At 67.3% G+C, this 22,872-nt stretch carries 18 protein-coding genes; 12 read left to right on the top strand and 6 right to left on the bottom strand.

Annotation, left to right across the window (positions count from 1 at the left end; genetic code table 11):
* Positions 1-23 precede the first annotated feature (23 nt).
* Positions 24-1,070, bottom strand: coding sequence for a substrate-binding domain-containing protein (locus tag LH128_RS03945; protein ID WP_008828288.1), 1,047 nt, complete (start codon positions 1,068-1,070; stop codon positions 24-26).
* Between the two features lie 467 nt (positions 1,071-1,537).
* Here LH128_RS03945 and LH128_RS03940 point away from each other — a divergent pair, with 467 nt between their 5' ends.
* A complete protein-coding gene (locus LH128_RS03940) occupies positions 1,538-2,956 on the top strand; it encodes an OprO/OprP family phosphate-selective porin (protein ID WP_008828287.1) in 1,419 nt (472 codons plus the stop codon).
* Between the two features lie 114 nt (positions 2,957-3,070).
* Here the strand turns inward: LH128_RS03940 and LH128_RS03935 are convergent, their stop codons facing one another.
* Positions 3,071-4,057: a sensor histidine kinase gene (locus LH128_RS03935; protein WP_008828286.1), complete on the bottom strand. Its 987-nt coding sequence runs from the start codon at positions 4,055-4,057 to the stop codon at positions 3,071-3,073.
* A 313-nt stretch (positions 4,058-4,370) separates the two neighbouring features.
* Between LH128_RS03935 and zwf the strand changes: the two genes are divergently transcribed.
* The 5 genes from zwf (at position 4,371) to LH128_RS03910 (ending at position 12,169) form a co-directional block, all read left to right on the top strand.
* Positions 4,371-5,813: a glucose-6-phosphate dehydrogenase gene (gene zwf / locus LH128_RS03930; protein WP_008828285.1), complete on the top strand. Its 1,443-nt coding sequence runs from the start codon at positions 4,371-4,373 to the stop codon at positions 5,811-5,813.
* Between the two features lie 131 nt (positions 5,814-5,944).
* A complete protein-coding gene (gene edd, locus LH128_RS03925) occupies positions 5,945-7,759 on the top strand; it encodes a phosphogluconate dehydratase (RefSeq protein WP_008828284.1) in 1,815 nt (604 codons plus the stop codon).
* Complete coding sequence (glk, locus tag LH128_RS03920; RefSeq protein ID WP_008828283.1) at positions 7,756-8,733, top strand: glucokinase; 978 nt, start codon at positions 7,756-7,758, stop codon at positions 8,731-8,733. Before edd ends, glk begins: the two co-directional genes overlap by 4 nt.
* Entirely contained in the window at positions 8,733-9,359 is a 627-nt protein-coding gene (gene eda, locus LH128_RS03915; protein ID WP_008828282.1) for a bifunctional 4-hydroxy-2-oxoglutarate aldolase/2-dehydro-3-deoxy-phosphogluconate aldolase, read from the top strand. Before glk ends, eda begins: the two co-directional genes overlap by 1 nt.
* Positions 9,359-12,169, top strand: coding sequence for a phosphoenolpyruvate carboxylase (locus LH128_RS03910; RefSeq protein WP_008828281.1), 2,811 nt, complete (start codon positions 9,359-9,361; stop codon positions 12,167-12,169). Before eda ends, LH128_RS03910 begins: the two co-directional genes overlap by 1 nt.
* A gap of 225 nt (positions 12,170-12,394) precedes the next feature.
* Here LH128_RS03910 and LH128_RS03905 read toward each other — a convergent pair whose 3' ends face one another.
* Positions 12,395-13,459: an NAD(P)H-dependent flavin oxidoreductase gene (locus LH128_RS03905; RefSeq protein ID WP_008828280.1), complete on the bottom strand. Its 1,065-nt coding sequence runs from the start codon at positions 13,457-13,459 to the stop codon at positions 12,395-12,397.
* Between the two features lie 154 nt (positions 13,460-13,613).
* On the opposite strand from LH128_RS03905, the gene LH128_RS03900 reads away from it, so the two are divergent.
* The 6 genes from LH128_RS03900 to LH128_RS03875 all read left to right on the top strand — a co-directional run bounded on the left by LH128_RS03900 (position 13,614) and on the right by LH128_RS03875 (position 20,417).
* Positions 13,614-14,636: a 2-oxoadipate dioxygenase/decarboxylase family protein gene (locus LH128_RS03900; protein ID WP_008828279.1), complete on the top strand. Its 1,023-nt coding sequence runs from the start codon at positions 13,614-13,616 to the stop codon at positions 14,634-14,636.
* Positions 14,633-16,054 (top strand): succinylglutamate-semialdehyde dehydrogenase, encoded by a 1,422-nt coding sequence (gene astD, locus LH128_RS03895; RefSeq protein WP_008828278.1) that lies wholly within the window; start codon positions 14,633-14,635, stop codon positions 16,052-16,054. Before LH128_RS03900 ends, astD begins: the two co-directional genes overlap by 4 nt.
* Positions 16,051-17,256, top strand: coding sequence for a hydrolase (locus tag LH128_RS03890; RefSeq protein ID WP_008828277.1), 1,206 nt, complete (start codon positions 16,051-16,053; stop codon positions 17,254-17,256). Before astD ends, LH128_RS03890 begins: the two co-directional genes overlap by 4 nt.
* Complete coding sequence (locus LH128_RS03885) at positions 17,253-18,263, top strand: arginine N-succinyltransferase (protein WP_008828276.1); 1,011 nt, start codon at positions 17,253-17,255, stop codon at positions 18,261-18,263. Before LH128_RS03890 ends, LH128_RS03885 begins: the two co-directional genes overlap by 4 nt.
* 108 nt (positions 18,264-18,371) lie before the next feature.
* Complete coding sequence (locus tag LH128_RS03880) at positions 18,372-19,637, top strand: N-succinylarginine dihydrolase (protein WP_008828275.1); 1,266 nt, start codon at positions 18,372-18,374, stop codon at positions 19,635-19,637.
* A gap of 102 nt (positions 19,638-19,739) precedes the next feature.
* Positions 19,740-20,417: an HAD family hydrolase gene (locus LH128_RS03875; RefSeq protein ID WP_008828274.1), complete on the top strand. Its 678-nt coding sequence runs from the start codon at positions 19,740-19,742 to the stop codon at positions 20,415-20,417.
* On the opposite strand, the gene maiA is transcribed toward LH128_RS03875, so the two are convergent.
* From maiA to hppD, 3 genes are all read right to left on the bottom strand, one after another.
* On the bottom strand, positions 20,395-21,060 hold the full coding sequence (gene maiA, locus LH128_RS03870) for a maleylacetoacetate isomerase (RefSeq protein ID WP_008828273.1): 666 nt from the start codon (positions 21,058-21,060) through the stop codon (positions 20,395-20,397). The two genes, LH128_RS03875 and maiA, sit on opposite strands and share 23 nt — an antisense overlap.
* A gap of 5 nt (positions 21,061-21,065) precedes the next feature.
* Positions 21,066-21,620 carry a VOC family protein gene (locus LH128_RS03865; RefSeq protein ID WP_008828272.1) on the bottom strand — a complete coding sequence of 185 codons (555 nt, stop codon included), beginning with the start codon at positions 21,618-21,620 and terminating at the stop codon, positions 21,066-21,068.
* A 77-nt stretch (positions 21,621-21,697) separates the two neighbouring features.
* On the bottom strand, positions 21,698-22,798 hold the full coding sequence (gene hppD, locus LH128_RS03860; protein ID WP_008828271.1) for a 4-hydroxyphenylpyruvate dioxygenase: 1,101 nt from the start codon (positions 22,796-22,798) through the stop codon (positions 21,698-21,700).
* Positions 22,799-22,872: the final 74 nt, after the last annotated feature.

The raw sequence follows: 22,872 nt of genomic DNA, 5'->3' as shown, positions 1-22,872 counted from the left end.
CGCCCGGCCCTTTCCTCAAGTGCTTACTTCAGCTCGGCAGGGTCGAGCGGGGTCATGTTCGCGACGATGTCGGCGCTTTTCTTGCGCACGTCGTCCGGCGAAATGACCATGCCCTTCTTCTGGGCCAGGCCATCGGGGCCCCACGACTTCACCCACTCGGCGACGTAGCCCTGCAGGCTCTTGATCGGCGCGAGGTGCTGCTTCTTCACGTAGATGTAGAGCGGACGCGCACCAGGGTAGGAATAGTCCGAGATCGTCGCGTAAGTCGGCGTCACGCCCGACATCGGGATACCCTTCAGGCTGTCCGGGTTCTCTTCGAGGAACGAGTAGCCGAAGATGCCGACGGCCTTGGGGTTCTGCGAGATTTTCTGGACGATCAGGTTGTCGTTCTCGCCGGCGTCCACATAAGGGCCATCCTCGCGAATGTCGTGACAGACTGCCTCGTACTTGTTCTTGTCGCTGTCCTTGAGCGCCTTGGTGGCGGCATCGGTCTTGCAACCGGCCTCGAGGATCAGTTCCTTGAGCGCGTCACGCGTGCCGGAGGTCGAGGGCGGGCCGTAGACGAGGATCGGCTCGGCGGGGAGCGACGGATTGACGTCCTTCCAGGTCTTCGCGGTGTTGGGCTTGCCGAAGGGGTTGGCCGCCAGCGCCTTGTAGATGTCGGTCGGGGTCAGCTGGAAGCCGGGGCCGCTCTTCGATTCGGCGAAGGCGATACCGTCGATGCCCACTTGGATCTCGACGATCTCCTTGACGCCGTTCTTCTGGCATTCCTCGTACTCGGACTTCTTCATCCGGCGCGAGGCGTCCTCGATGTCGGGGTGCTGGGCGCCGACGCCGGCGCAGAACAGCTTCATGCCCGCGCCCGTGCCGGTCGATTCGATGACCGGCGACTTCACGCCAGCAGCCTTGGCGTAGCCTTCCGCAACCGCAGTGGCGAACGGGTAGACGGTCGAGGAACCGACGGCGCGCACGAAATCGCGCGAACCGGCCGAGGAACCACCCGAACCACCGCAAGCACTGAGAGCGGCAAGCGAGACGGCGGCGAAAATGAAAGTCTTGGTCGTACGCATTGATAAACCCCTTGGGCTTCTATCCTGGGACGCCCCTATTGGGCTTCAATGACACTTCCATGACAAAAAGATGACATCGTTGCGCGGCCTGATAAAATTGCCCGTCCCAACGGTGCCCAGGCGGCCGTTTCCCCGCCATGCCCGGACGGGTTTTGCCCGACCTTGCAGATACATGCGCTTGAACGGGGTCTACGAGTGAGCGCAACCGATGGCAAGCACGTCGATGAAAGCGCTTTGCCGCCTTCGAATCGCCCTGACGCATCAGGGCGCGCATCGGTCGAAGACGCAAGCACCTGTCATTATTTTGCAACGTTCTCGCACCGAAACCTTCCGTAACGCCCGCAAAAACGGCCCCATCCGCCGGCGGAATGCGAGAAGCTGTCTCGGAAATGTCATTTAACCGTCATTTTGAGGACATACTGGCCACCTGCAAGACACCCGATTCCTTGCGAGAGAAACCGACGCCGATGCGCACATTTGCTGCCGGAACCGCCATGGCCCTCGTCATGACAACCATGGCCGTGCCTGCCTTTGCACACCCCGCGAACGGGGAGGACGCCGAAGCGCTGCGTGCCGAGGTCCGGGCTCTTCGCGCTCGGCTCGAAGCCCTGGAACGCCGACTTGGTTCGACACCGGACGTGCAGACCGCAGCAACGGACCCCGCCACACGGCAGACCAACACCTCGGCGCCCATTCTCGCCGCCACGACCGATCCGATTGTGAAGTCCGACGACGAAACCGCAATCGCATGGAAGGGCAGTCCGCAATTCACGCAAGGCGGCAAGGCCTTCAAGGTCAAGGGCCGCATCCAGGCCGATGCCGGATTCGTTTCCGTCCCCGGGGGACTCGACGACCGGGGACTGGGTTTCTCCAGCGAGATGCGCCGCCTGAGGCTTGGCGGCGAGGGATCGCTGGCCCGCAATCTCTCGTACAAACTGGAGTTCGAGCTTTCCGACAACGCGGTGGACCTCGTCGATACCTTCATCACGTACAGGAACGGGCCGTGGCAGGTGCAGATTGGCAACCAGAATGCGTTCTGGTCGCTCGACGAACTGACCGGCGACACCTCGGGCAGCGTCATGGAGCGGGCTGCCTTCACCGACGCCTTCAACTTCGAGCGCCGCCTCGGCCTTGGCATGCAGTACGGCAAGGGTCCGTGGATCGCGCAGTTGGGCGTGTTCACCGACGATCCGAGTTCGCTCGCCAATTCCAGCGACGGGGTCAACGGCGGGGACGAGAACAACGGCTATTCGGTCGATGGACGGCTGGTGTTCGCGCCCAGGCTGGGCGAGATCCAGCTGCATCTGGCAGGCTCGGCGCACTGGCGCCGGCTCGGGCGTCTCGCCGAGGCAAGCACCCGCTATCGGCAGCGTCCCTATGCCCACGGCACCAACACCCGCCTGATCGGCACGCCCGCGATGAATGTCGAGGACGAGACGATGTACGGCGCGGAAATGGCGGCGATCTCCGGCCGCTGGTGGGGCGCGGCGGAATACTACCACCTCGCCGCCGACCGCGTGGGCCTGCCAACCGTGGGCTTCCAGGGGGCCTACGGCGAAGTCGGCTATTTCCTCACCGAGGGCGATTCGCGCGGGTACAAGGGCGGCATCTTCACGACCAACGCGCCTGCCCATCCGCTCGACAAGGACGGCCCCGGCTCGATCCAGGTGGCGCTGCGCTACGACTGGCTGGACCTCAACGACCGCGACATTCGCGGCGGCACGCAGAACGGCTATATCGCCGCACTGGTGTGGTCGCCGATCCAGTACCTGCGCTTCAACGTCAATTACGCGCTGATGCGCTATAACGGAGCGGCGGCGCTGCCCTCGGGCGAGCGCAGCTACGATGCCAACGTGGTGGGCACGCGCTTCGAGCTTGATTTCTGAGACTGGGTGACGCTGTGCGCCGAGGGGGCTTCGACAAGCTCAGCCTGAGCGGAATTGGGAAGTTTACCCTGCCTCCGCTCATCCTGAGCTTGTCGAAGCTCCCTCGGCCGTATCTTACTCTCCCTTGAGCGGCAGCATCAGCGAGGCGGTGGTGCCGATGCCCTGCCGGCTCTCGATGTCGAAGCGGCCGCGGTGGCGCTCGACGATATGCTTGACGATCGACAGGCCCAGCCCGGTTCCGCCCACCGCGCGGCTGCGACTGGTATCGGCGCGGTAGAAGCGCTCGGTCACGCGCGGCAGGTGTTCGGGGCCGATGCCCTCGCCCTCGTCGCGCACGGTGACGAGCACCCAGCCGGTGCTGGCGGCCTCCACGGACACTTCCACGGGGCCTTCGGGCTTCGCATACTTGCGCGCATTGTCGATGAGATTGCGCAGGACCTGCGAAAGCTGGCCGCGATCGCCCGCGATGACCGCTTCGGATTGGTTGGCCCGGACATGGACTTCCATCGTGCCCTTGAATTCGCCCGCCACTTCATGCGCCAGTGCGACGACATCGACGGTGTCAGAAGGCGCCTCGTGCTTCACCGCCTCGATCCGCGAAAGCGACATGAGGTCCGAAATCAGCGCCTGCATCCGCTGCGCCTCGTGGCGGATGGTGCCGAGGAACCGGTTGCGCAGCCCCTCGTCGCCGCCCGCCTTGGGGTTCATCAGCGTCTCGCAATAACCGATGACGTTGGCGAGCGGGGTACGCAGTTCGTGGCTGGCATTGGCGACGAAATCGGCGTGGGACTTGGCCACGCTGACCCGCTCCGACAAGTCATAGAGACTGACCAGCCGCTCGTAGAGGCCGACGACCTTGCAGTCGACTTCCCACACCGACCCGCCGGTGGACAGCCCCTTGACCCGCGCCGAACCGCCCTCGTCGCTGAGAATCGCGGCGACCGCGCGCGGCTCGCGAATGGCGATGCGCACGTCCTGCCCGACGATATGGGCGCCCAGCAGTGCCTTCGCCGCGCTGTTGGCGAAGCGCACCTGCCCCCGCACGATCATCATCGCGGGGGTCTGGAGATGTTCGAGGAGGTGGACGCCCTCGATGCTCATGCCTGTAATGCTCCTGAGGTCGCGGTGGGTGTGCACCGAAGATTCAAATCCGCGCGTGACATGGTTCCAAGACACTATTGTTGCAACATTCGTATTCACCAACGCCGGAAATGACATTTCCGTGTCCATTCGCCCCTCGGCGAGTTTGGAAAACGTGCTTGCATGCCTTCAGCGCCCTAGCGCTCGGCGGCGGCCTTTGTTATGGCGCAACCGCATGGCGGTCCGCCCACAAGTGGACATGACGCCGTGCAGCCTTGAGAACAATCATCAACGGCTGCGAGGAGGAGCGCGGTCGTCCGGTGGAAAGGGTACCGTGACGCAATTCACTTCCGATCGCCTGCTCCTCTTCGGCGCCACGGGCGATCTTTCACGCAGGATGCTCCTCCCCTCGCTTTGCGCGCTCGACGCGGAAGGCCTGCTGGGTCCTGACATCGAAATCATCGGCACGGCCCGGTCGGACATGGACGACCAGGGCTTCCGCAACTTCGCGCGCGAATCGCTGGAGCAGTTCCTGCCCGCCGGTCGCCGAGGCAGCCTGGCGCAGTTCCTCAACCGACTGAGCTACCAGCCGCTCGACGCCAATGACATCGACAGCTTTCACGCGCTGGCCGAGAAGGTGGGCACCCCGAAGCAGGGCCTTTCGATCTTCCTGTCCACTGCGCCCAGCCTGTTCGAACCGACCATCCACGGTCTGGAGAAGAGCGGCCTTGCCAGCGGCAACGTGCGCATCGGGCTCGAAAAGCCGCTCGGGGTGGACCTCGCATCGAGCAAGGTCATCAATGACGCGGTGGCCAGCGCCTTCCCCGAGGACCGGATCTTCCGGATCGACCACTATCTCGGCAAGGAGACGGTGCAGAACATCCTGGCGCTGCGCTTCGCCAACCTGATGTTCGAGCCGCTGTGGAACGCCGCGCACATCGACCACGTGCAGATCACCGTGGCCGAGACCGTGGGCCTCGAATCGCGCGTCGCCTATTACGACGACAGCGGCGCCCTGCGCGACATGGTGCAGAACCACATGCTCCAGTTGCTCGCGCTCGTGGCGATGGAGCCGCCGGTTTCGTACAATGCCACCTCGATCCGCAACGAGAAGGTCAAGGTCCTTCACTCGCTGCGCAAGGTGAAGCCCGAGGAAACCGTCACCGGCCAGTACCGCGCAGGCGCGATCACCGGCAAGGCCGTGCCCGGCTATGATGAAGAACTCGGCAAGGATTCGAACACCGAAACCTTCGTCGCGATCAAGGGCTTCATCGACAACTGGCGCTGGCAGGGCGTGCCCTTCTACATGCGCACCGGCAAGCGCCTGCCCAAGCGCACGACCGAGATCGTCGTGCAGTTCCGCGACGTGCCGCACTCGATCTTCCACGGTCGCGGCGCGAAGACGGTGCCCAACCGCCTCGTCATCGGCATCCAGCCGGAAGAGAACATCACCCTCTCGCTCATGGCCAAGGTGCCCGGGCTGGACCGCGACGGCTACGGCCTGCGCTCGGTGCCGCTGGCGATCACCCGCCCCGACGCCTTCGCCGACCACCAGCGCCGCATCGCCTACGAACGCCTGCTGCTCGACCTCATCGAAGGCGACCAGACCCTGTTCGTGCGCCGCGACGAAGTGGAAGCCCAATGGGAATGGATCGACGCGATCCGCTCCGGCTGGGAGGAACAGGCGCAGGAGCCCAAGACTTACACTGCCGGAAGCTGGGGGCCGTCCGCCGCGATCGCCCTCGCCGAACGTGACGGAGTAACCTGGCACGAGTGACCTCGTGCCAGCACCGAAGTTTGCTTGAGCAGGCCCATACGGGCCGGAATATAGCGATTGACACCGGTTACCGTCCCGCGCACATGCGGGGCGGGAAGAAGCCGGATGTCGCGAAAGACCAGGAGTAGACCATGACCAACCTCCACCCGGTGGTCGCGCGCGTCACCGATCGTATCATCGAACGGTCGAAGGACAGCCGCGCGCGCTATCTCGACATGATCGCCCGCGAGACGGACCGCCATTCCGACCGCAGCTTCCTCTCGTGCTCCAACCTCGCGCACGGCTTCGCCGCCTCGGGCGAGGACAAGGCGACGATCGCCGGGAACAAGGCGGTCAACCTCGGCATCGTCACCGCCTACAACGACATGCTCTCGGCGCATCAGCCTTATGGCCGCTACCCCGAGCAGATGAAGCTGTTCGCGCGTGAAGTGGGCGCCACGGCCCAGGTCGCGGGCGGCGTGCCCGCCATGTGCGACGGCGTAACGCAGGGCTTCGACGGCATGGAGCTGTCGCTGTTCAGCCGCGACGTCATCGCGCTGTCCACCGGCGTCGCCCTGTCCCACGCGATGTTCGACGGCATGGCGCTGCTGGGCATCTGCGACAAGATCGTCCCCGGCCTCGTCATCGGCGCGCTGCGCTTCGGCCACCTGCCCGCGATCTTCGTGCCGTCCGGCCCGATGCCCACCGGCATCTCCAACAAGGAGAAGCAGAAGGTCCGCCAGCTCTACGCCGAAGGCAAGGTCGGCCGCGAGGAACTGCTCGCCAGCGAAAGCGCCAGCTATCACTCGCCGGGCACCTGCACCTTCTACGGCACCGCCAACTCCAACCAGATGATGATGGAGATGATGGGCCTGCACATGCCGAACGCCGCGTTCGTGCCGCCGAACACCCCGCTGCGCACCGCGCTGACCCGCTCGGCCACGCACCGTCTGGCGGCGATGACCCGCAAGGGCGAGGACTATCGCCCGATGGCCAAGGTCGTCGACGAGAAGGCGATCGTCAACGCCATCGCCGGTCTGCTCGCCACCGGCGGCTCGACCAATCACGCGATCCACCTGCCCGCCATGGCGCGCGCGGGCGGCATCCTGATCGACTGGCAGGACTTCGACGAGCTTTCGGGCGTGGTCCCGCTCATCACCCGCGCCTATCCCAACGGTTCGGGCGACGTGAACCACTTCCACGCGGCGGGCGGCATGGCCTGGGTGATCCGCGAGCTGCTCGACAGCGGCCTCGCCCACCGGGACATCCTGACCGTGGCCGAAGGCGGCATGAGCGCTTACGCGGACGAGCCGGTGATGGTCGATGGCGAACTCGGCTGGACCCCCGCCCCGGCGGTCAGCGGCGACGACACGATGCTGCGCCCGGTCTCCAACCCGTTCCTGCCCGATGGCGGCATGCGTCTGGTGGACGGCAACCTGGGCCGCGGCACCTTCAAGACCAGCGCGGTCGATGCCGAACGCTGGACGATCGAGGCCCCGTGCCGCGTGTTCGACGATCAGGAAGGCGTGGCGAAGGCGTTCAAGGCCGGTGAGCTGGACAAGGACGTGATCGTCGTCGTCCGCTTCCAGGGCCCGCGCGCCAACGGCATGCCCGAGCTGCACAAGCTGACCCCGCCGCTGGGCGTCCTGCAGGATCGCGGCCACAAGGTCGCGCTCGTGACGGACGGGCGCATGTCGGGCGCTTCGGGCAAGGTGCCCGCCGCCATCCACGTCACCCCGGAAGCCTTCGCAGGCGGCCCGCTGGCGTACCTGCGCGATGGCGATATCGTGCGTCTCTCGGCAGAGGACGGCACGATCTCCACCACCGCCGACCTTTCGGGCCGCGAACCCGCGCCGACCCCGCCGCCCGCGATGGGCACCGGCCGCGAACTCTTCGCGATGTTCCGCATCAACGCGTCGAGCGCCGAACACGGCGGTTCGTCGATGCTGGAGGTTGCCGGGCTGTGACGACGGAAATCGTAGCCGTCGACATCGGCGGCACTCACGCCCGCTTCGCCATCGCCACTATCGGCGATGACGGCCGGATCACGCTTGGCGAACCCGCCACCCTGCACACCAAGGACCACGGCAGCTTCCAGCTGGCGTGGGAGGCGTTCCGCGCCATGAACGGCGGCACCCTGCCCGATGCCGTCGCCATGTCGGTGGCGGGCCCGGTCGGCAACGAGGTCATCAAGTTCACCAACAATCCCTGGATCCTGCGCCCCGCGAAGATCCAGGAGATGCTTGGCCCCACGCGCCAGACCATCATCAACGACTTCGCGGCCGTCGCCCACGCCGTCGCCTGCGCGGACGAGAGCGACTTCCTCTATCTGACCGGCCCGGACGAGGCACTGCCCGCATCGGGCACGCTCAGCATCCTCGGCCCCGGCACCGGCCTTGGCGTGGCGCACCTCTACCGCGATGGGAAGGGCAGCTACCACGTCCAGGCGACCGAAGGCGGCCACACCGACTACGCCCCGCTCGACCAGATCGAGGACGCCATCCTCGCCCGCCTGCGCAAGCGCCACACCCGCGTCTCGGTGGAGCGCGTCGTCTCCGGCCCGGCCATCGTCGATATCTACGCGACGCTGGCCGCGATGGAGCACAAGGCGATCCACGAACTGACCGACGTGCAGATCTGGACCGCCGCCGCGGAAGGCACGGACAGCCTTGCCGTCGCCGCCGTGGACCGTTTCTGCCTCGCGCTCGGCGCGGCGGCGGGCGACTGCGCGCTGGCGCAGGGCGCCAGCGGCGTCGTCATCGCCGGTGGCCTTGGCTACCGCATCCGCGAGACCATCAAGACCTCGGGCTTTGCCGAGCGGTTCCGCGCCAAAGGCCGCTTCGCCGGCCTGATGGCCACCCTGCCCGTCAAGCTCATCACTCATCCGCAGCCCGGCCTGTTCGGCGCAGCGGCCGCCTTCGCAAGGGAGCACCTCCAGTAATGACTACCGTATCCGAAGCCGTCGAAAAGGTCATGCGCCTCGCCCCGGTGATCCCGGTTTTGGTCATCGAGGACATCGAGCACGCCCTGCCGATCGCCGAGGCGCTCGTCGCCGGTGGCCTGCCCGCGCTGGAGGTGACGCTGCGCACCGAATGCGCGATCGAGGCGATCAAGATCATGAAGCAGGTCCCCGGCGCCGTCGTCGGCGCGGGTACGGTGCTGACGCCTGACGACCTCAAGCGTTCGATCGACGCGGGCGCCGAATTCATCGTCTCGCCCGGCCTGACGCCGAATCTGGCCGAAGCCGCCTACAAGTCGAAGATCCCCTTCCTTCCCGGCACCGCCAACGCCAGCGACGTGATGTTCGCGCTGGAATGCGGGTTCGATCGCCTGAAGTTCTTCCCGGCGATGGCAGCTGGCGGCCCGCCCGCGCTGAAGGCGATCTCCGCCCCGCTGATGGCCGCGAAGTTCTGCCCGACCGGCGGCGTCACTCCGCAGAACGCGCCCGAATGGCTGGCGCTGGACGCGGTGATCTGCGTCGGTGGCAGCTGGATGGTCCCCAAGGGCAAGCCGGACGTCGCCAAGATCGAGGCCGAAGCACGCCTCGCAGCGGGCCTCGCCCGCTGATGGCGGTCGGGTCGGGCCAGTTGGCGCTGGGCACCGTCGATGCTCTCGACGCCCGCCTCAAGGAGCTGCACAAGCTCACGGCGGTGACGCCGCTGTTCAACCCGGTGTTCCAGCTTGGGCTGGAACTGTCGCGGGCACTGGAAAACGGCGAGATGTCCCTCGACGACATCGAGGCGCTCGTTTCCGAAATGGACTGCGAGGGGCTGCGCGCCCGCGCTTCCCGGCTCGACCGCATTCTCGGCACCATGCCCATCGCGGAGAACGACAAGGCGCTCGACGCCCTTGCCGCCAAGACCGCCGATGACGACGACTTCACCGCCTTCGCCGTGCGTTGGCAGCGCCCGGCCGCGCACGTCGTCTTCACCGCGCACCCGACCTTTCTGCTGACCGCCGCGCAGACCGAAGCCGTCACCACGTCCGCCTCCAACGGCGATTTCAGCGTGGCCTCGGTCTGCGTCGCCTCGCCTGCGCGCGACACGATCACGCTCGATTCCGAGCATGAAGCCGCCATGACGGCGATGGCGCGCGGCCAGAAGGCGCGTGATCGCATCAACGCCCGCCTGTTCGACCTTGCCGCCGCCCGCTGGCCGAAGCGCTGGAAGGGCCTGAACCCGATGCCGGTGCGCTTCGCCCACTGGGTCGGCTACGACATGGACGGCCGCACCGACATCTCGTGGTCCACCTCGATCCGCTACCGGCTGGAGGAAAAGGCCCAGCGTCTGGCCGGTTACGCCGAGGCGCTGGAGCAGGCCGCACCGGAAATCGCGGCGCAGCTCTCCCGCGCCCACGCCCACACCGCAGAGGCCGTGGCCGCGTTCAGGCAGGATCTCACCGATCCCGAGGCGCTGTCCGCCGCCGCCAACGGCCTCACCGCCGAGCACGCCGACAAGATCGTCAGCCTCGAAACCATCATCACCCGGCTTGAGGACGAGGCCCGCCACGCCGATCAGGAGCAGGCCCGCGCCCTCCTCGTCACCGCCGCCGCGATGCGCGCCGACGGCCTCGGCATGGGCGGCATCCACTTCCGCGTGAACGCCTCGCAGCTGCAGAACGCGATCCGCCGCCGCATCGATCCGGACGGCAAGCTCAGCCTTGCCAGTCAGGCCGCGCTGGTGCGCATGCGCGAGCTGCTGGCCGAAGTGAAGCCGCTCAAGTCCAACTTCGCCGCGCTCGCGATCGAGAACAGCACCGCCGTGCGCCAGTTCCTCGCGATGGCGCAGATCCTCGGCCACATCGACGCCGACGCGCCGATCCGCATGCTGGTCGCCGAGTGCGAGGAGCCGACCACCGTGCTTGCCGCGCTCTATTTCGCGCGCATGTTCGGGATCGACGAGAAGGTCGACGTCTCCCCGCTGTTCGAGACCGAAACCGCGCTGGAACACGGCGGCCGCTTCCTCGACGCGGTGCTGGCCGAGCCCGCCTACCGCGACTACGCAAGGCGGCGTGGCCGCGTCTCAATCCAGACCGGCTTCTCCGACGCAGGCCGCTTCGTCGGTCAGGTGCCTGCCGCGCTAGCCATCGAACGCCTGCAGGGCCGACTGTCGGAAGCCATGGCCGCCAACGGCTTGTCAGACGTCTGCGCGCTGATCTTCAACACCGGCGGCGAATCGATGGGTCGCGGCTGCCACCCCTCCAGCATCGACGACCGGTTCGACTGGCAGATGTCGCCCTGGGCCCGCCGCCGCTTCCTGCGTGCAGGGATCAGGCTGGAGCCCGAAGTCAGCTTCCAAGGCGGCGACGGCTACCTCTGGTTCGGCTCGGACGAACTGGCGCTGGCCACCCTCACCCGCATGGCCGAGCGCCCGCTGTGGGATGCCGACGTCAACGTGCCGACGGACCTGTTCTATCGCCGCACCGACCTCAGCCTCGACTTCTACCGCGCAATCCGCTCGGTCCAGCATGAGCATCTGGAAAGCTCGACCTACAGCCGCGCGATCACCGCGTTCGGCCTCGGCCTGCTGAACGATACTGGCAGCCGCAAGTCGCGCCGCCAGTCTGACCTTGCCTCCGACCGCTCGATGAACCTGCGCCAGATTCGCGCGATCCCGCATAACGCGATCCTGCAGCAGCTGGGTTACCCGGTGAACGTGATCGCCGGCATCGGCACGGCGGCGGACGGAAACCGCGAGGAAATCGCCGGGCTCCTGCGCGAATCCGCACGCGGCCGCCAGATCGTGCGCCTTGCCCGCGCCGCCAATGCGCTGGCCTCGATCAAGACCGTCTCGGCTTATGGCGAGCTGTTCAACTCGGCCTACTGGGCCAGCCGCCCCTATCGCGGTGGTGAGGAGAACATCGCCGACGCCTGCCTCAAGCTGGCCGAGTACCTGACCAAGGACGACCGTGCCGGGGTCTACCGCCGCCTTGCCTCGCGCCTGCGTGTCGATGCGCTGAAGCTGCACCGCCTGCTCGATCTCGTCCCGGACGAGGCCCCGCAGGCCGACCGCGAGCATACGCGCCGTTCGCTCGGCGTGCTCCATGCGCTGCGCATCGCGCTGTTCCAGCACATGTTCCTGCGCTCGGTGATGACCCCGCAGTTCAGCCGCGCCAACGACATCAGCCGCGACGACGTGCTGGAGATGTTCTTCACCCTGCGCGTCGAGGACGGCCTGGCCCAGCTGCGCCGCGCCTTCCCGGTGCATTTCCCCTCGATCAGCGACTTCGCGGTGGACGCCCCCAGCGACTACCCGGATTCCAGCGCGACGGGCTATGCGCAGATCCACAAGGACTTCATCGACCCGATCGCGCGGTCCTATGCGTTGTCGTTGCGGATCACCACCGCGCTGGCGAACGAGTTCGGCGCGCACGGGTGATGGGGATTTGAGGGCGTGGTTCCCGAGCCGGAACCACGCCCTCCCACACCTGTAACGCCCCCGTCACCCTGAACTCGTTTCAGGGTCCATCGAGCAATTGGTGCCGGAGCGTCGCTGCTTACGCCGCGCTGTCGGTTTGCTGATCCAGCTACCGCGCTATCGGCGAAATGGACCCTGAAACGAGTTCAGGGTAACGGGAAATGGGTGAAAGATCGCGGGTCCGGGCTAGCCCCGCGTCCTCACGGCTTTCAGTTCCGCCATCAGAACCGCGACCATCTCGGCTGCGGGCATTGTCCGCGCCAGCGGTGCGCCCTGACCGGCCCACTGCGCTCCGAACCCGTACTCGCCCTTCGCCTTGGCCGCAGCATTCAGTGCTTTCCCGGCGTGATAGGTGATCGGATAGTCCGGCACCTGCCGCCCGCCCACCTCTGCTGCGAGCGCCGTAAACCGGTTCGCCAGCGCCCGCGCGGGGCGCCCCGACACCAGCGGCGTCAGTGTCGTGTGCCACGCACCCGGCCCCTTGAGCGCTGCACGATAGCCCTCGTCCGCCGCCGATTCCGGGCAATCGATGAAGGCGGTCCCGAGTTGCGCCGCCACCGCGCCGAGATCGAGCGCGGCGGCGATCCCGGCGCCGTCCATGATGCCGCCCGCGGCAATCACCGGTAGTCCGGCTTCGCGCACCAGCAGCCGCGTCAGCGCCATAGTGCCGAGCCCGGGATCGGGCGCTCCGGGATCGAACATACCGCGATGACCGCCCGCCTCGATTCCTTGCGCGACCACGGCGTCAATCCCGGCTGCCGCGATGGCGCGCGCCTCATCGATATTCGTCGCCGTCGCCAGCATCACGATGCCCCGCTCGCGCAACGCGGCGATGGCATCGGCAGCGGGCAGGCCGAAATGAAAGCTCACCACCGGCGGCCGGGTCTCCAGCAACATCGCCAGCATCGCAGGATCGTCCGCGAAGCTCGTATAAGGCGATTGCAGAGCTTGTGGCGGCTCGGCCCCCAACTCGGCGAAAAGCGGGCGCAGCCAGTCCAGCCACGCCGCCTCGCATGCGGCGTCGGCAACTGGCGTGCGATGGACGAACAGATTCACGTTGAAGGGGCGATCCGTACGCTCGCACAGTTCCCCGATCATGGCCCGCGCGCCGCCCGCATCCGTCGCGCCGACGCCGATCGAGCCGAGCGCCCCGGCGTTCGAGACTTCCGCCGCCAGCAGCGGAGTGCTGGTCCCAGCCATCGGTGCCTGAATGAGGGGCAGGCTCACGCCGAGCCTTTCGAGAAACACCATAACCCGCTCCATCCATTGACCTGATGGCCTTCTAAGCGCCTACCGTGAAAACACAAAGATGCTGCCTCGCAGGCTTCTTTCGCAGGGGCATGGACTTCCGCAAATGGCTTTCCTATGTTTCCCGTACACGCAATAAATGAACAACGGGGGATCGATGATTCCTGTATCTTCGGACTTTGGAACGCTCGCTCGCCTGCTCGGGCCGATTGTCGGTGAGGCCAAGGCGCAAGACGCTCTGGAGACGCTTCGGATCGCACCGGAACTGGCCGGATCGGCCGAGCGCGCCAGCCGCGCGCAAGTGGCCATGGCGCTCAACGCCGTGCTTTTCCTCGACCTTTTGGAGCGAGTGCCGACCGCCGCGCGCTATATCGAGCGGATGCGCGCCGCCGGTGAACCGATCGTCTTCGACCACGGCGCCCTGCGCACGATCGACGGTGCGACCGGCGCGCTCCCCTCGGGACATGAGGCATTCGGCCGTTTCCTCGCTCCGCTGGGTTATGAAGTGCGCGGGCTCTACCCCCTGCCCGCGCTGACGATGACCGGGCGCGCCTATGTGCAGGTCGACCTGCCCGCCTCCGTGCCGCAGTTCTTCGTCTCCGAACTGCACATCGACCAGCTTCCCGACACCGCACAGGCCGCCGCGGCCGCCATATTCGGCGCTTCCGTCGATCCCTTGGGGGAGGCCGAGTGGGCCGCACTCGATGTGCTCGCGCGCGATGGGGACTGTTCGATCGAGGACGGGGTGACCATTCTGCGCGGGGCCTTGCGTGCCTTCGACCGGCAGCACGCTGCCCCGACGCTGGCGGATTACGAAGCGCTGCTGGAGCATAGCAAGGAAGGTGCCTGGATCGCCACCGAGGGCAATGCTTTCAACCATGCGACCACCCGCGTCCCCGACGTCGAGGCTCATTCCGAGTCTTTGAAATCAGAGGGTTATCCGCTGAAACCGGCCGTCGAGATTTCCCGCAATGGCCGCGTGCGGCAGACCGCCATCCTGGCCGACAAAGTCGCCCGGCCCTTCCGCCTGCCCGACGGCAGCGAGGTCATCCGCGAAGTTCCGGGGTCGTTCTACGAGTTCATTTCGCGCGACATCGACCCGGAAACCGGCCTGCTCGACCTCACGTTCGACAGTGGCAATGCGACCGGAATCTTCGCGGTGACGAGGCAGCAGGCATGACCACCCTCAAATCCTTCGATCCGGTTGACGGCACGCTTGTCTGGGAAGGCGAAGTTGCCGATTCCGAAGTGGTTTCGGCCGCGCTTCTTCGCGCGCGCAAGGCATTTGCTCACTGGGGCTCACTCCCTGTGGAAACCCGCACAAAGGCGGCAGAACGCTACAGAAGCGCGCTTGAAGTCCGCAAGGACGCGCTCGCCGAGACCATCGCGCGCGAAACCGGCAAACCGCTCTGGGAAACCCGCACCGAAGTCGCCTCGATGATCGGCAAGGTCGGTATCTCGATCGCGGCGCAGGCTGAGCGCGCGGGCGAGAAGCGCACCGACATGCCGTTCGGGCAGGCCGTGCTGCGTCACCGTCCCCACGGCGTGATGGCGGTGCTCGGTCCGTTCAACTTTCCCGGCCACCTGCCCAATGGCCACATCGTGCCAGCCCTGCTCGCGGGCAACACGGTGGTCTTCAAGCCCTCCGAGATGACGCCCGCCACCGGCGCGCTGATGGCCGAGTGCTGGGCCGAGGCCCTTGCCGATCACCCCCACGTCTTCCAGTGCATCCAGGGCGGGCGCGAAACCGGCGAGGCGCTGGTCGCGGGCGCGATCGACGGGCTGCTCTTCACCGGCTCGGCGGGCGCGGGCGCGCATTTCCGCCGCGTCTTCGCCGACCGGCCCGACGTGATCCTCGCCCTCGAACTGGGCGGCAACAATCCCTTGGTGGCCTGGGACGGCGACGTCGACGAGGCCGCGTCGGTCGTCGTGCAATCGGCCTTCATCACCACCGGCCAGCGCTGCTCCTGCGCACGGCGGCTGATCGTGCCCGACACCGCCTTCGGCTCCGCGCTGGTGGAGGCCGTCGCGGCCCTCGCCGACCGCATCGTCATCGGTGCCTGGAACGAGACGCCCGAGCCGTGGATTGGCCCGCTGATCTCCGATGCTGCTGCCGCCGCCGCGAAGGCCCGCTTCGACGGCCTCGTGACACGCGGCGCGCAGGTCATCCGCCCCTTCACCGGGGTCGAGGGCCGCTCCGCCGCCTTCGTCACCCCCGCCATGCTCGACGTGACCGGCGTGTTCGTGCCGGACGAGGAAATCTTCGCCCCCGTCCTGCAGGTCAGCCGCGTGCCGGACTTCGACGCCGCGATGGAAGCCGCGAACAACACCCGCTTCGGTCTCTCCGCCGGGCTCGTAAGCGCCGACGACGCACTGTGGGAGCGCTTCCTCGTCGAATGCCGCGCGGGCGTGGTCAACCGCAACCGCCCGACCACCGGCGCGGCGGGCTCGATGCCCTTCGGCGGGCTTGGCGAGAGCGGCAACCACCGGCCGAGCGCCTACTATGCCGCCGATTACTGCGCCTACCCAGTCGCCAGCTTCGAGGCGGCGGACGCCTCGGGCAACGCAGGCGCCCTGAACGGCAAGCTCAGGCCATGAGCGCGCTGTCGGGCGAGGAACTGGACCTGCTCGAAGCGATCGAGCACGCGCCGATCCTCGACCGGACGCTGGACTGGGCCGCGATCAACAGCGGCACGGGCAATCTGGACGGCCTTGCGGCGATGGCCGACCGGCTGGCCCACGCCTTCGCCGCGCTGCCGGGCGAGGTCCGCCTCGTCGATCCCGCGCCGGTCGAGAAAGTCGACGGCAAGGGCCAGTTGCGCGAGGTCGGCCACGGTCGCCACCTCGTCCTGTCGGTCCGCCCCGAGGCCGACCACCGGGTGATCCTGACCGGACACATGGACACCGTCTACGCCCGCGAGCACCCGTTCCAGAGCTGCACCTGGCTCGACGCGGACACCCTGAACGGCCCCGGCACCGCCGACATGAAGGGCGGCCTGTCGCTGATGCTCGCCGGACTTCTCGCCTTCGAGCAGGGTACGCCGATGATGGGCTACGACGTGCTCATCAACAGCGACGAGGAGACCGGCTCGCTGTCCTCCGCCGCGCTGATCGCACAATTGGCGCAAGTCAAGCTGGCCGCGCTGACCTATGAGCCCGGCCTTCCCGACGGCTCGATGGCCCGCGCGCGGCCGGGTTCGGGCAATTACGCCGCCGTCGTCACCGGGCTTTCCGCCCATGCCGGGCGCAATCCGCAGGACGGGCGCAATGCCGTGCTCGCCGCCGGCGACCTCGGGCTGCGGCTTGCGGCGGGCATTCGTGACGGCCTCACCATCAACCCTGCCCGGATCGAGGGCGGCGCGCCCAACAACACTGTGCCCGACCTCGCGATCCTGCATTTCAACTTGCGCCCCCGCTCGCCGGAACTGGCGGAAGTCGCCCGCGCGCTGGTGGAGGCCGCCGTTGCCGAGGTCAGCGCCGCGCACGACGTCCATATCCACCTCCACGGCCACGTCTCGCGCCCGCCCAAGCCGATCACGCCGAAGACCGAGGCGCTGTTTGGCCTCGTCAGCAAGGCCGCCGCCGATCTCGGCCAACCCATGCGCTGGCAGGACACCGGCGGGGTGTGCGACGGCAACAACATCGCCGCCTGCGGCGTTCCCGTGCTCGACACCATGGGGGTGCTGGGCGGCTCGATCCATTCACCGCAGGAGTTCATGATCGCCAGTTCGCTAGACGCCCGCGCCCGCCTTACGGCCCTCGTCCTGCACCGTCTCGACCGGGGAGCACTGCACGCATGACCTTCCTGCTGCGCACTGCGCGCGAGGGCGATCTCGAGGCGCTCTACCGCATGGCCAAGGGCACAGGCGGCGGCTTCACCAACCTGCCGCCCGACAAGCCGACGCTGAAAGGCAAGCTGGAACGCGCCGCCAAATGCTTCGCCCGCGACGACGGCGAAATCGCCAACGACCTGTTCGCCTTCATCCTCGAAGACACCGAAACCGGGAAGGTGCGCGGCACTTGTCAGGCGTTCTCGCAAGTCGGCACCGAACTGCCGTTCTACTCCTACCGCATCGGCCGCATCACCCAGCATTCCAAGGAACTCGACCGCACCTTCCGCGCCGAGATGCTGACCCTGTCCACCGACCTCGACGGGGCGAGCGAAGTGGGCGGGCTCTATCTCGACGCTACCGAGCGTTCGGCGGGTGTCGGCAAGCTGCTGGCCCGCAGCCGCTACCTGTTCATCGCCATGCACCGCGAGCGTTTCGGCGAGACGACGCTGGCCGAATTGCGCGGCGCCATCGACGATGCGGGCAACTCGCCGTTCTGGGACGGTCTTGCCGGCCGCTTCTTCGACATGAGCTTCCGCGACGCCGACGAGTTCAACGCCAAGCACGGCAACCAGTTCATCGCCGACCTGATGCCCAAGCACCCGATCTACACCGCGCTGCTCTCCGAAGGCGCACGGCAGGTGATGGGCCAGCCGCACTATTCCGGCCGCCCGGCCATGCGGATGCTGGAAAGCGAGGGCTTCGCCTTCCAGAACTACATCGACATCTTCGACGGCGGCCCGACGATGATCGCGAAGACCGATGGCATCCGCACGGTGAAACAGGCGAAGACGGTGACGGTATCGGCGGTGGTCCCGGTGCGGGAGGACGAACCGACGCACCTGATCGCGACCGGGCGGCTGGCGGAATTCCGTGCCTGCCTCGGCTGCGTGAGCGAGGATGGCGCGCTGGACGAGGCGGCGGCGGCGCTGCTTGGCCTCGGCGTGGGCGATGCGGTGACGGTCGCTCCGGCGTGAACGCCTAACCCACCCCGCTGCGGCTAGGCAGCAAGCTGCCAAGTCTCGCGCGCTAGTCGCAGCGGGGTGGGCCTTGCGCAATAACCCCATCCAGCTAGGCTCAATCCCATGCGCACAGAGATCAACTTCGACGGCATCGTCGGCCCCAGCCACAACTATGCAGGCCTAAGCCTGGGCAACCTCGCCTCGACGAAGAACTTCGGCAAGGTGTCCGCCCCGCGCGCCGCCGCGCTGCAGGGGCTGGCGAAGATGCGCGCCAATCTCGAGCGCGGGCTGGCGCAGGGCTTCTTCCTCCCCCAGCGCCGCCCCGACGAGGTGTGGCTGCACCAGCTCGGCACCACGGTCGAGGCCGCAGACGCGGTCCTGCGCGCCAACTCCCTGTCGGCCTCCTCGATGTGGGCGGCGAACGCGGCGACGGTCTCGCCCGCGGCAGACACGGCGGACGGACGCTGCCACCTCACCGTCGCCAACCTCGTGACGATGCCTCACCGCAGCCACGAATGGCGCGAAACGCTGGCGCAACTTCAGATCGCCTTCGCAAACGAGGCGCACTTCGCCGTCCACGCGCCGATCCCTGCGCCCTTCGGCGACGAGGGCGCGGCCAACCACATGCGGCTGTGCGCGGGCCACGACACGCCGGGCATCGAAGTCTTCGTCTATGGCGTGACCCCAAGTACCGGGGCCGCCCCCTACCCCGCCCGCCAGCATCGCGAGGCAAGCGAAGCCGTCGCGCGCATTCACGGCCTCTCGCCGACGCGCACTGTCTTCGCCCGCCAGTCGGACGAGGCGATCGCGGCGGGCGCGTTCCACAACGATGTCGTCGCCGTGGCCAACGAGCGGGTGCTGTTCACCCACGAACTCGCTTTCGCTGACCGCGATGCGCTCTATGCGGAGCTGCGTGCGAAGCTGCCGGAGATCGAGATCGTCGAAGTCCCCGCCGCCGAGGTCAGCCTTGCGGACGCGATCACCTCCTACCTGTTCAACGCCCAGCTGGTGACGCTGCCCTCGGGAGAGGCCGCGCTGGTGCTCCCCGGCGAGGCGCGCGAGACGCCCTCGGTCTGGCGCTGGCTGGAAGCGCACGTCGCCGGGAACGGCCCGATCCGCCACCTCTTCGTGCACGACCTGCGCGAAAGCATGGCGAACGGCGGCGGCCCCGCCTGCCTGCGCCTGCGGGTGGTGGCGGACCCGGCGACGGTAGACCCGCGCTTCATCGCGACGCCGGAAAAGCTGGACCGGATCGAGGCACTGGTCGCAAGGCTGTGGCCCGAGCACATCGCGGTGGGGGACCTCGCCAGCCCGGCGCTGTGGGCCGCCTGCGTGGAAGCACGCTCGGCCCTGTGCGTGGAACTGGGGCTGGAGGAACTCGCGGGGTAAGGTTCAGGCCTAGCCGGACGGGGTGGCCTCACTTGCACAAACCCTCCGCCAAGTTCCGTTTTTTGCAATAGCCCCGCCGCACCGCGCCTACATATTGAGACTATGCCCAAGTCCTTCCCCGATCCCATCCGCGCCGCCATCTTCGACATGGACGGCACCCTCATCGCCACCGAGGCCGCGCACCATCGCAGCTATGCGCTGACGTCCCAGGCGATCGGCTGGCCGCTGGGGGAGGAGATTCTCGATACGATGGTGGGCGTCAGCCGCGATCTCAACGAGGTCATGCTCGCCCAGCGCCTGGGCCCCGAGTTCCCGCTGGCGCGCTTCTATGAAGAGGCGGACGCGCTGTTCATGGCCATGCTGGACGAAGGCGTCGACCTGCGCCCCGGCGCGGTGCCGATCCTCGAACATTTCCTCGCGGCGGGCATCCCGCTGGCGCTCTGCACATCGACGGCGGGCGAACTGGTGCCGCCGCGACTGGAGAAGGCGGGCCTGCTCGGCTACTTCGACGTCATCGTCACCCGCAGCGACGTGTCGCAGGCCAAGCCGCACCCCGAACCCTACCTGCTGGCCGCCGAGCGCCTCGGCGTCGATCCGGCGCACTGCGTTGCCATCGAGGACAGCTACGCGGGCGTGCTGTCCGCCACCTCGGCGGGCATCGCCACGGTCATGGTTCCCGATCTGCTGCCCGCGACCGAGGCTATGACGGCTGCCGGAGCGACCGTTCTGCCCAGCCTCGACGCCCTGCGCGAATTGCTCATGGCGCCGGTCGAGGGCTGATTGTCGTCCCGCTCGCTTCGGGCTGATGGTCCGGGTGCGCCGCCAGGAATTCCGGCAGGTCCAGACACGCCGCCTCGATCCGCGTGAGGCGCGGATAGCCCGAGAGGTCGAACGCGAAGCGCCGCGCATTGTAGAGCTGCGGCAAGGCGACGCACTCGAAGTAGCCCGGCGCGCCGAACAGGAAATCGCCCGAGCCGCGCTGCGCCAGCCGCGCCTCCACGCCGGTCAGGGTCTTCTCCAGCCAGTGCCAGTACCACAAGTCCACGTCCGCCTGAGCATGGCCGAGGTCGTGCTTTAGGTACTGCAGCACCGGCAGGTTGAGCGGTGCGTGCAGTTCGGTGGCTATAGCCGAGGCCAGTTCGCGCGCCGCGAAACGCTCCTCGATGCCCTCCGGCAAGAGCGGGCGTTCGGGATAGCGCTCGTCCAGCCATTCGAGGATCGCCATCGACTGCGCCCGCACCGCACCGTCCGCCTCCAGCACCGGCACGCCCGCGAAAGGGTTCAGCGCCCGATAACCCTCACCCCGCTGCTCTCCCGCCAGCAGGTTCACCGGCACGTTCTCATGATCGAGCCGCTTGAGGTTCAGCGCAAGGCGGACCCGGTAGCTCGTCGAACTGCGCCAGTAGCCGTGGAGCCGCAGCATGGCACTCAGCTTTCCGCCGCGATCTTCTCGTGCAGCCACGCCGCATGGCGCGGCGCCTTGCGAGTGCGCGCCCATTCGTCGAGCATGTCGTCGGCGACGGCGCGCAGGGACGCCATCTGGTCCACGGTGCCGAACTGCCAGGCGAGTTCGAGGCGATGGCCGTTGGGATCGAAGAAGTAGATCGACTTGAACACGCCATGGTGGGTCGGGCCGATCACCTCCAGCCCGGCGGCCTCGGCGCGGGCCTTGGCGGAAACGAGGTCGCCCTCGCTCTCCACCTTGAAGGCGATGTGCTGGACCCATGCGGGGGTGGCCTCGTCGCGGCCCATGTCGGGCGCATTGGGCAGTTCGAAGAAGGCCAGCACATTGCCGCCGCCGCAGTCGAGGAAGACGTGCATGTAGGGATCGGGCGCGCCGGTGGAGGGCACCGTGTCCTCGGCGATCGCCAGCATGAAATCCATGCCGAGTACGTCGCGGTAGAAGTCCACGGTCTGCTTGGCGTCCTTGCAGCGGTAAGCCACGTGATGGATGCCGCCGAGGGTGGGTGCGGTATTGGTCATAGGTTCTCTCCCGATCTTTCCCCCTTGCCCCGTCATTGCGAGCGTAGCGAAGCAATGACGAGAGGGGGTGGGTCATGTCACTCCGCCGGCTCGCTAACCTTGAGCACACCGCGCCGGATCTGATCACGTTCCATGCTCTCGAACAGCGCCTTGAAGTTGCCATTGCCGAAACCGTCGTCGCCGCGCCGCTCGATGAACTCGAAGAACACCGGCCCGACGCGCGCTTCGGCGAATATCTGCAGGAGGAGGCGGGGCTGGCCGCCTTCGACCGTACCGTCGAGCAGGATGCCGCGCATCTTCAGCGCCTCGACTGGCTGGCCGTGGCCGGGCAGGCGCTCCTCCAGCATCTCGTAGTACGTCTCGGGCGGCGCGGTCATGAACGGCACGCCGAGCGCCTTGAGCTTGTCCCACGCGCCGAGAAGATCGTCGCAGATCAGCGCGATGTGCTGGATGCCCTCGCCGTTGAAGGCGCGCAGGAATTCGTCGATCTGGCCCTTCCCGCCTTCGGCTTCCTCGTTGAGCGGGATACGGATCTTGCCGTCGGGCGCGGTCAGCGCGCGGCTGGTCAGGCCGGTGTATTCGCCCTTGATGTCGAAGTAGCGGATCTCGCGGAAATTGAAGAGCTTCTCGTAGTAATCCGCCCAGTAGGCCATGCGCCCGCCGTAGACGTTGTGCGTGAGGTGATCGATCTCCGCGAAGCCCGCGCCCGCCGGGTGGCGATCGACGCCGGGCAGGTAATCGAAGTCGATGTCGTAGATCGACAGCGCGCCGTCCCCGCCGCGCTCGTAGCGGTCGATCAGGTAGATGATCGAATTGCCGATGCCGCGAATGCCCGGCAGGTGCAGTTCCATCGGCCCGGTCGCCACCTGCACCGGCTCGGCCGAGCGTGCCAGCAATTCTGCATAGGCGGCGCGCGCATCGCGCACGCGAAAGCCCATGCCGCAGGCGGACGGGCCATGCTCGCGGCTGAAGAACCACGCGGGGCTGCCGGGTTCGTAATTGGTGATGAAGTTAATCGAGCCCTGCCGCCACAGTTCCACATCCTTGGAGCGGTGGCGCGCGATCCGGGTGAAGCCCATGGCCTCGAACACCGGCTCCAGCACGCCCTTGTCCGGCGCGGAGAATTCCACGAACTCGAACCCGTCGAGACCGATGGGATTGTCGAAAAGGTCGGTCATGCGAGTGCTCCTATCGGGGTTTCTTCCGGCAACGCTTCGCCTGCCGGTAACGGCGGGGGGGGGGGGGGGGGGGG

Source organism: Sphingomonas sp. LH128, assembly GCF_000293195.2.
Lineage (GTDB): Bacteria > Pseudomonadota > Alphaproteobacteria > Sphingomonadales > Sphingomonadaceae > Novosphingobium > Novosphingobium resinovorum_A.
This window is presented reverse-complemented; position numbering and strand designations above follow the sequence as displayed.

Excerpts from the sequence above, each read along its gene's own strand:
- LH128_RS03945 (WP_008828288.1), bottom strand. The coding sequence starts at position 1,070 with ATGCGTACGACCAAGACTTTCATTTTCGCCGCCGTCTCGCTTGCCGCT.
- LH128_RS03940 (WP_008828287.1), top strand. The coding sequence starts at position 1,538 with ATGCGCACATTTGCTGCCGGAACCGCCATGGCCCTCGTCATGACAACC.
- LH128_RS03935 (WP_008828286.1), bottom strand. The coding sequence starts at position 4,057 with ATGAGCATCGAGGGCGTCCACCTCCTCGAACATCTCCAGACCCCCGCG.
- edd (WP_008828284.1), top strand. The coding sequence starts at position 5,945 with ATGACCAACCTCCACCCGGTGGTCGCGCGCGTCACCGATCGTATCATC.
- eda (WP_008828282.1), top strand. The coding sequence starts at position 8,733 with ATGACTACCGTATCCGAAGCCGTCGAAAAGGTCATGCGCCTCGCCCCG.
- LH128_RS03910 (WP_008828281.1), top strand. The coding sequence starts at position 9,359 with ATGGCGGTCGGGTCGGGCCAGTTGGCGCTGGGCACCGTCGATGCTCTC.
- LH128_RS03905 (WP_008828280.1), bottom strand. The coding sequence starts at position 13,459 with ATGGTGTTTCTCGAAAGGCTCGGCGTGAGCCTGCCCCTCATTCAGGCA.
- LH128_RS03900 (WP_008828279.1), top strand. The coding sequence starts at position 13,614 with ATGATTCCTGTATCTTCGGACTTTGGAACGCTCGCTCGCCTGCTCGGG.
- astD (WP_008828278.1), top strand. The coding sequence starts at position 14,633 with ATGACCACCCTCAAATCCTTCGATCCGGTTGACGGCACGCTTGTCTGG.
- LH128_RS03890 (WP_008828277.1), top strand. The coding sequence starts at position 16,051 with ATGAGCGCGCTGTCGGGCGAGGAACTGGACCTGCTCGAAGCGATCGAG.
- LH128_RS03885 (WP_008828276.1), top strand. The coding sequence starts at position 17,253 with ATGACCTTCCTGCTGCGCACTGCGCGCGAGGGCGATCTCGAGGCGCTC.
- LH128_RS03880 (WP_008828275.1), top strand. The coding sequence starts at position 18,372 with ATGCGCACAGAGATCAACTTCGACGGCATCGTCGGCCCCAGCCACAAC.
- LH128_RS03875 (WP_008828274.1), top strand. The coding sequence starts at position 19,740 with ATGCCCAAGTCCTTCCCCGATCCCATCCGCGCCGCCATCTTCGACATG.
- maiA (WP_008828273.1), bottom strand. The coding sequence starts at position 21,060 with ATGCTGCGGCTCCACGGCTACTGGCGCAGTTCGACGAGCTACCGGGTC.
- LH128_RS03865 (WP_008828272.1), bottom strand. The coding sequence starts at position 21,620 with ATGACCAATACCGCACCCACCCTCGGCGGCATCCATCACGTGGCTTAC.
- hppD (WP_008828271.1), bottom strand. The coding sequence starts at position 22,798 with ATGACCGACCTTTTCGACAATCCCATCGGTCTCGACGGGTTCGAGTTC.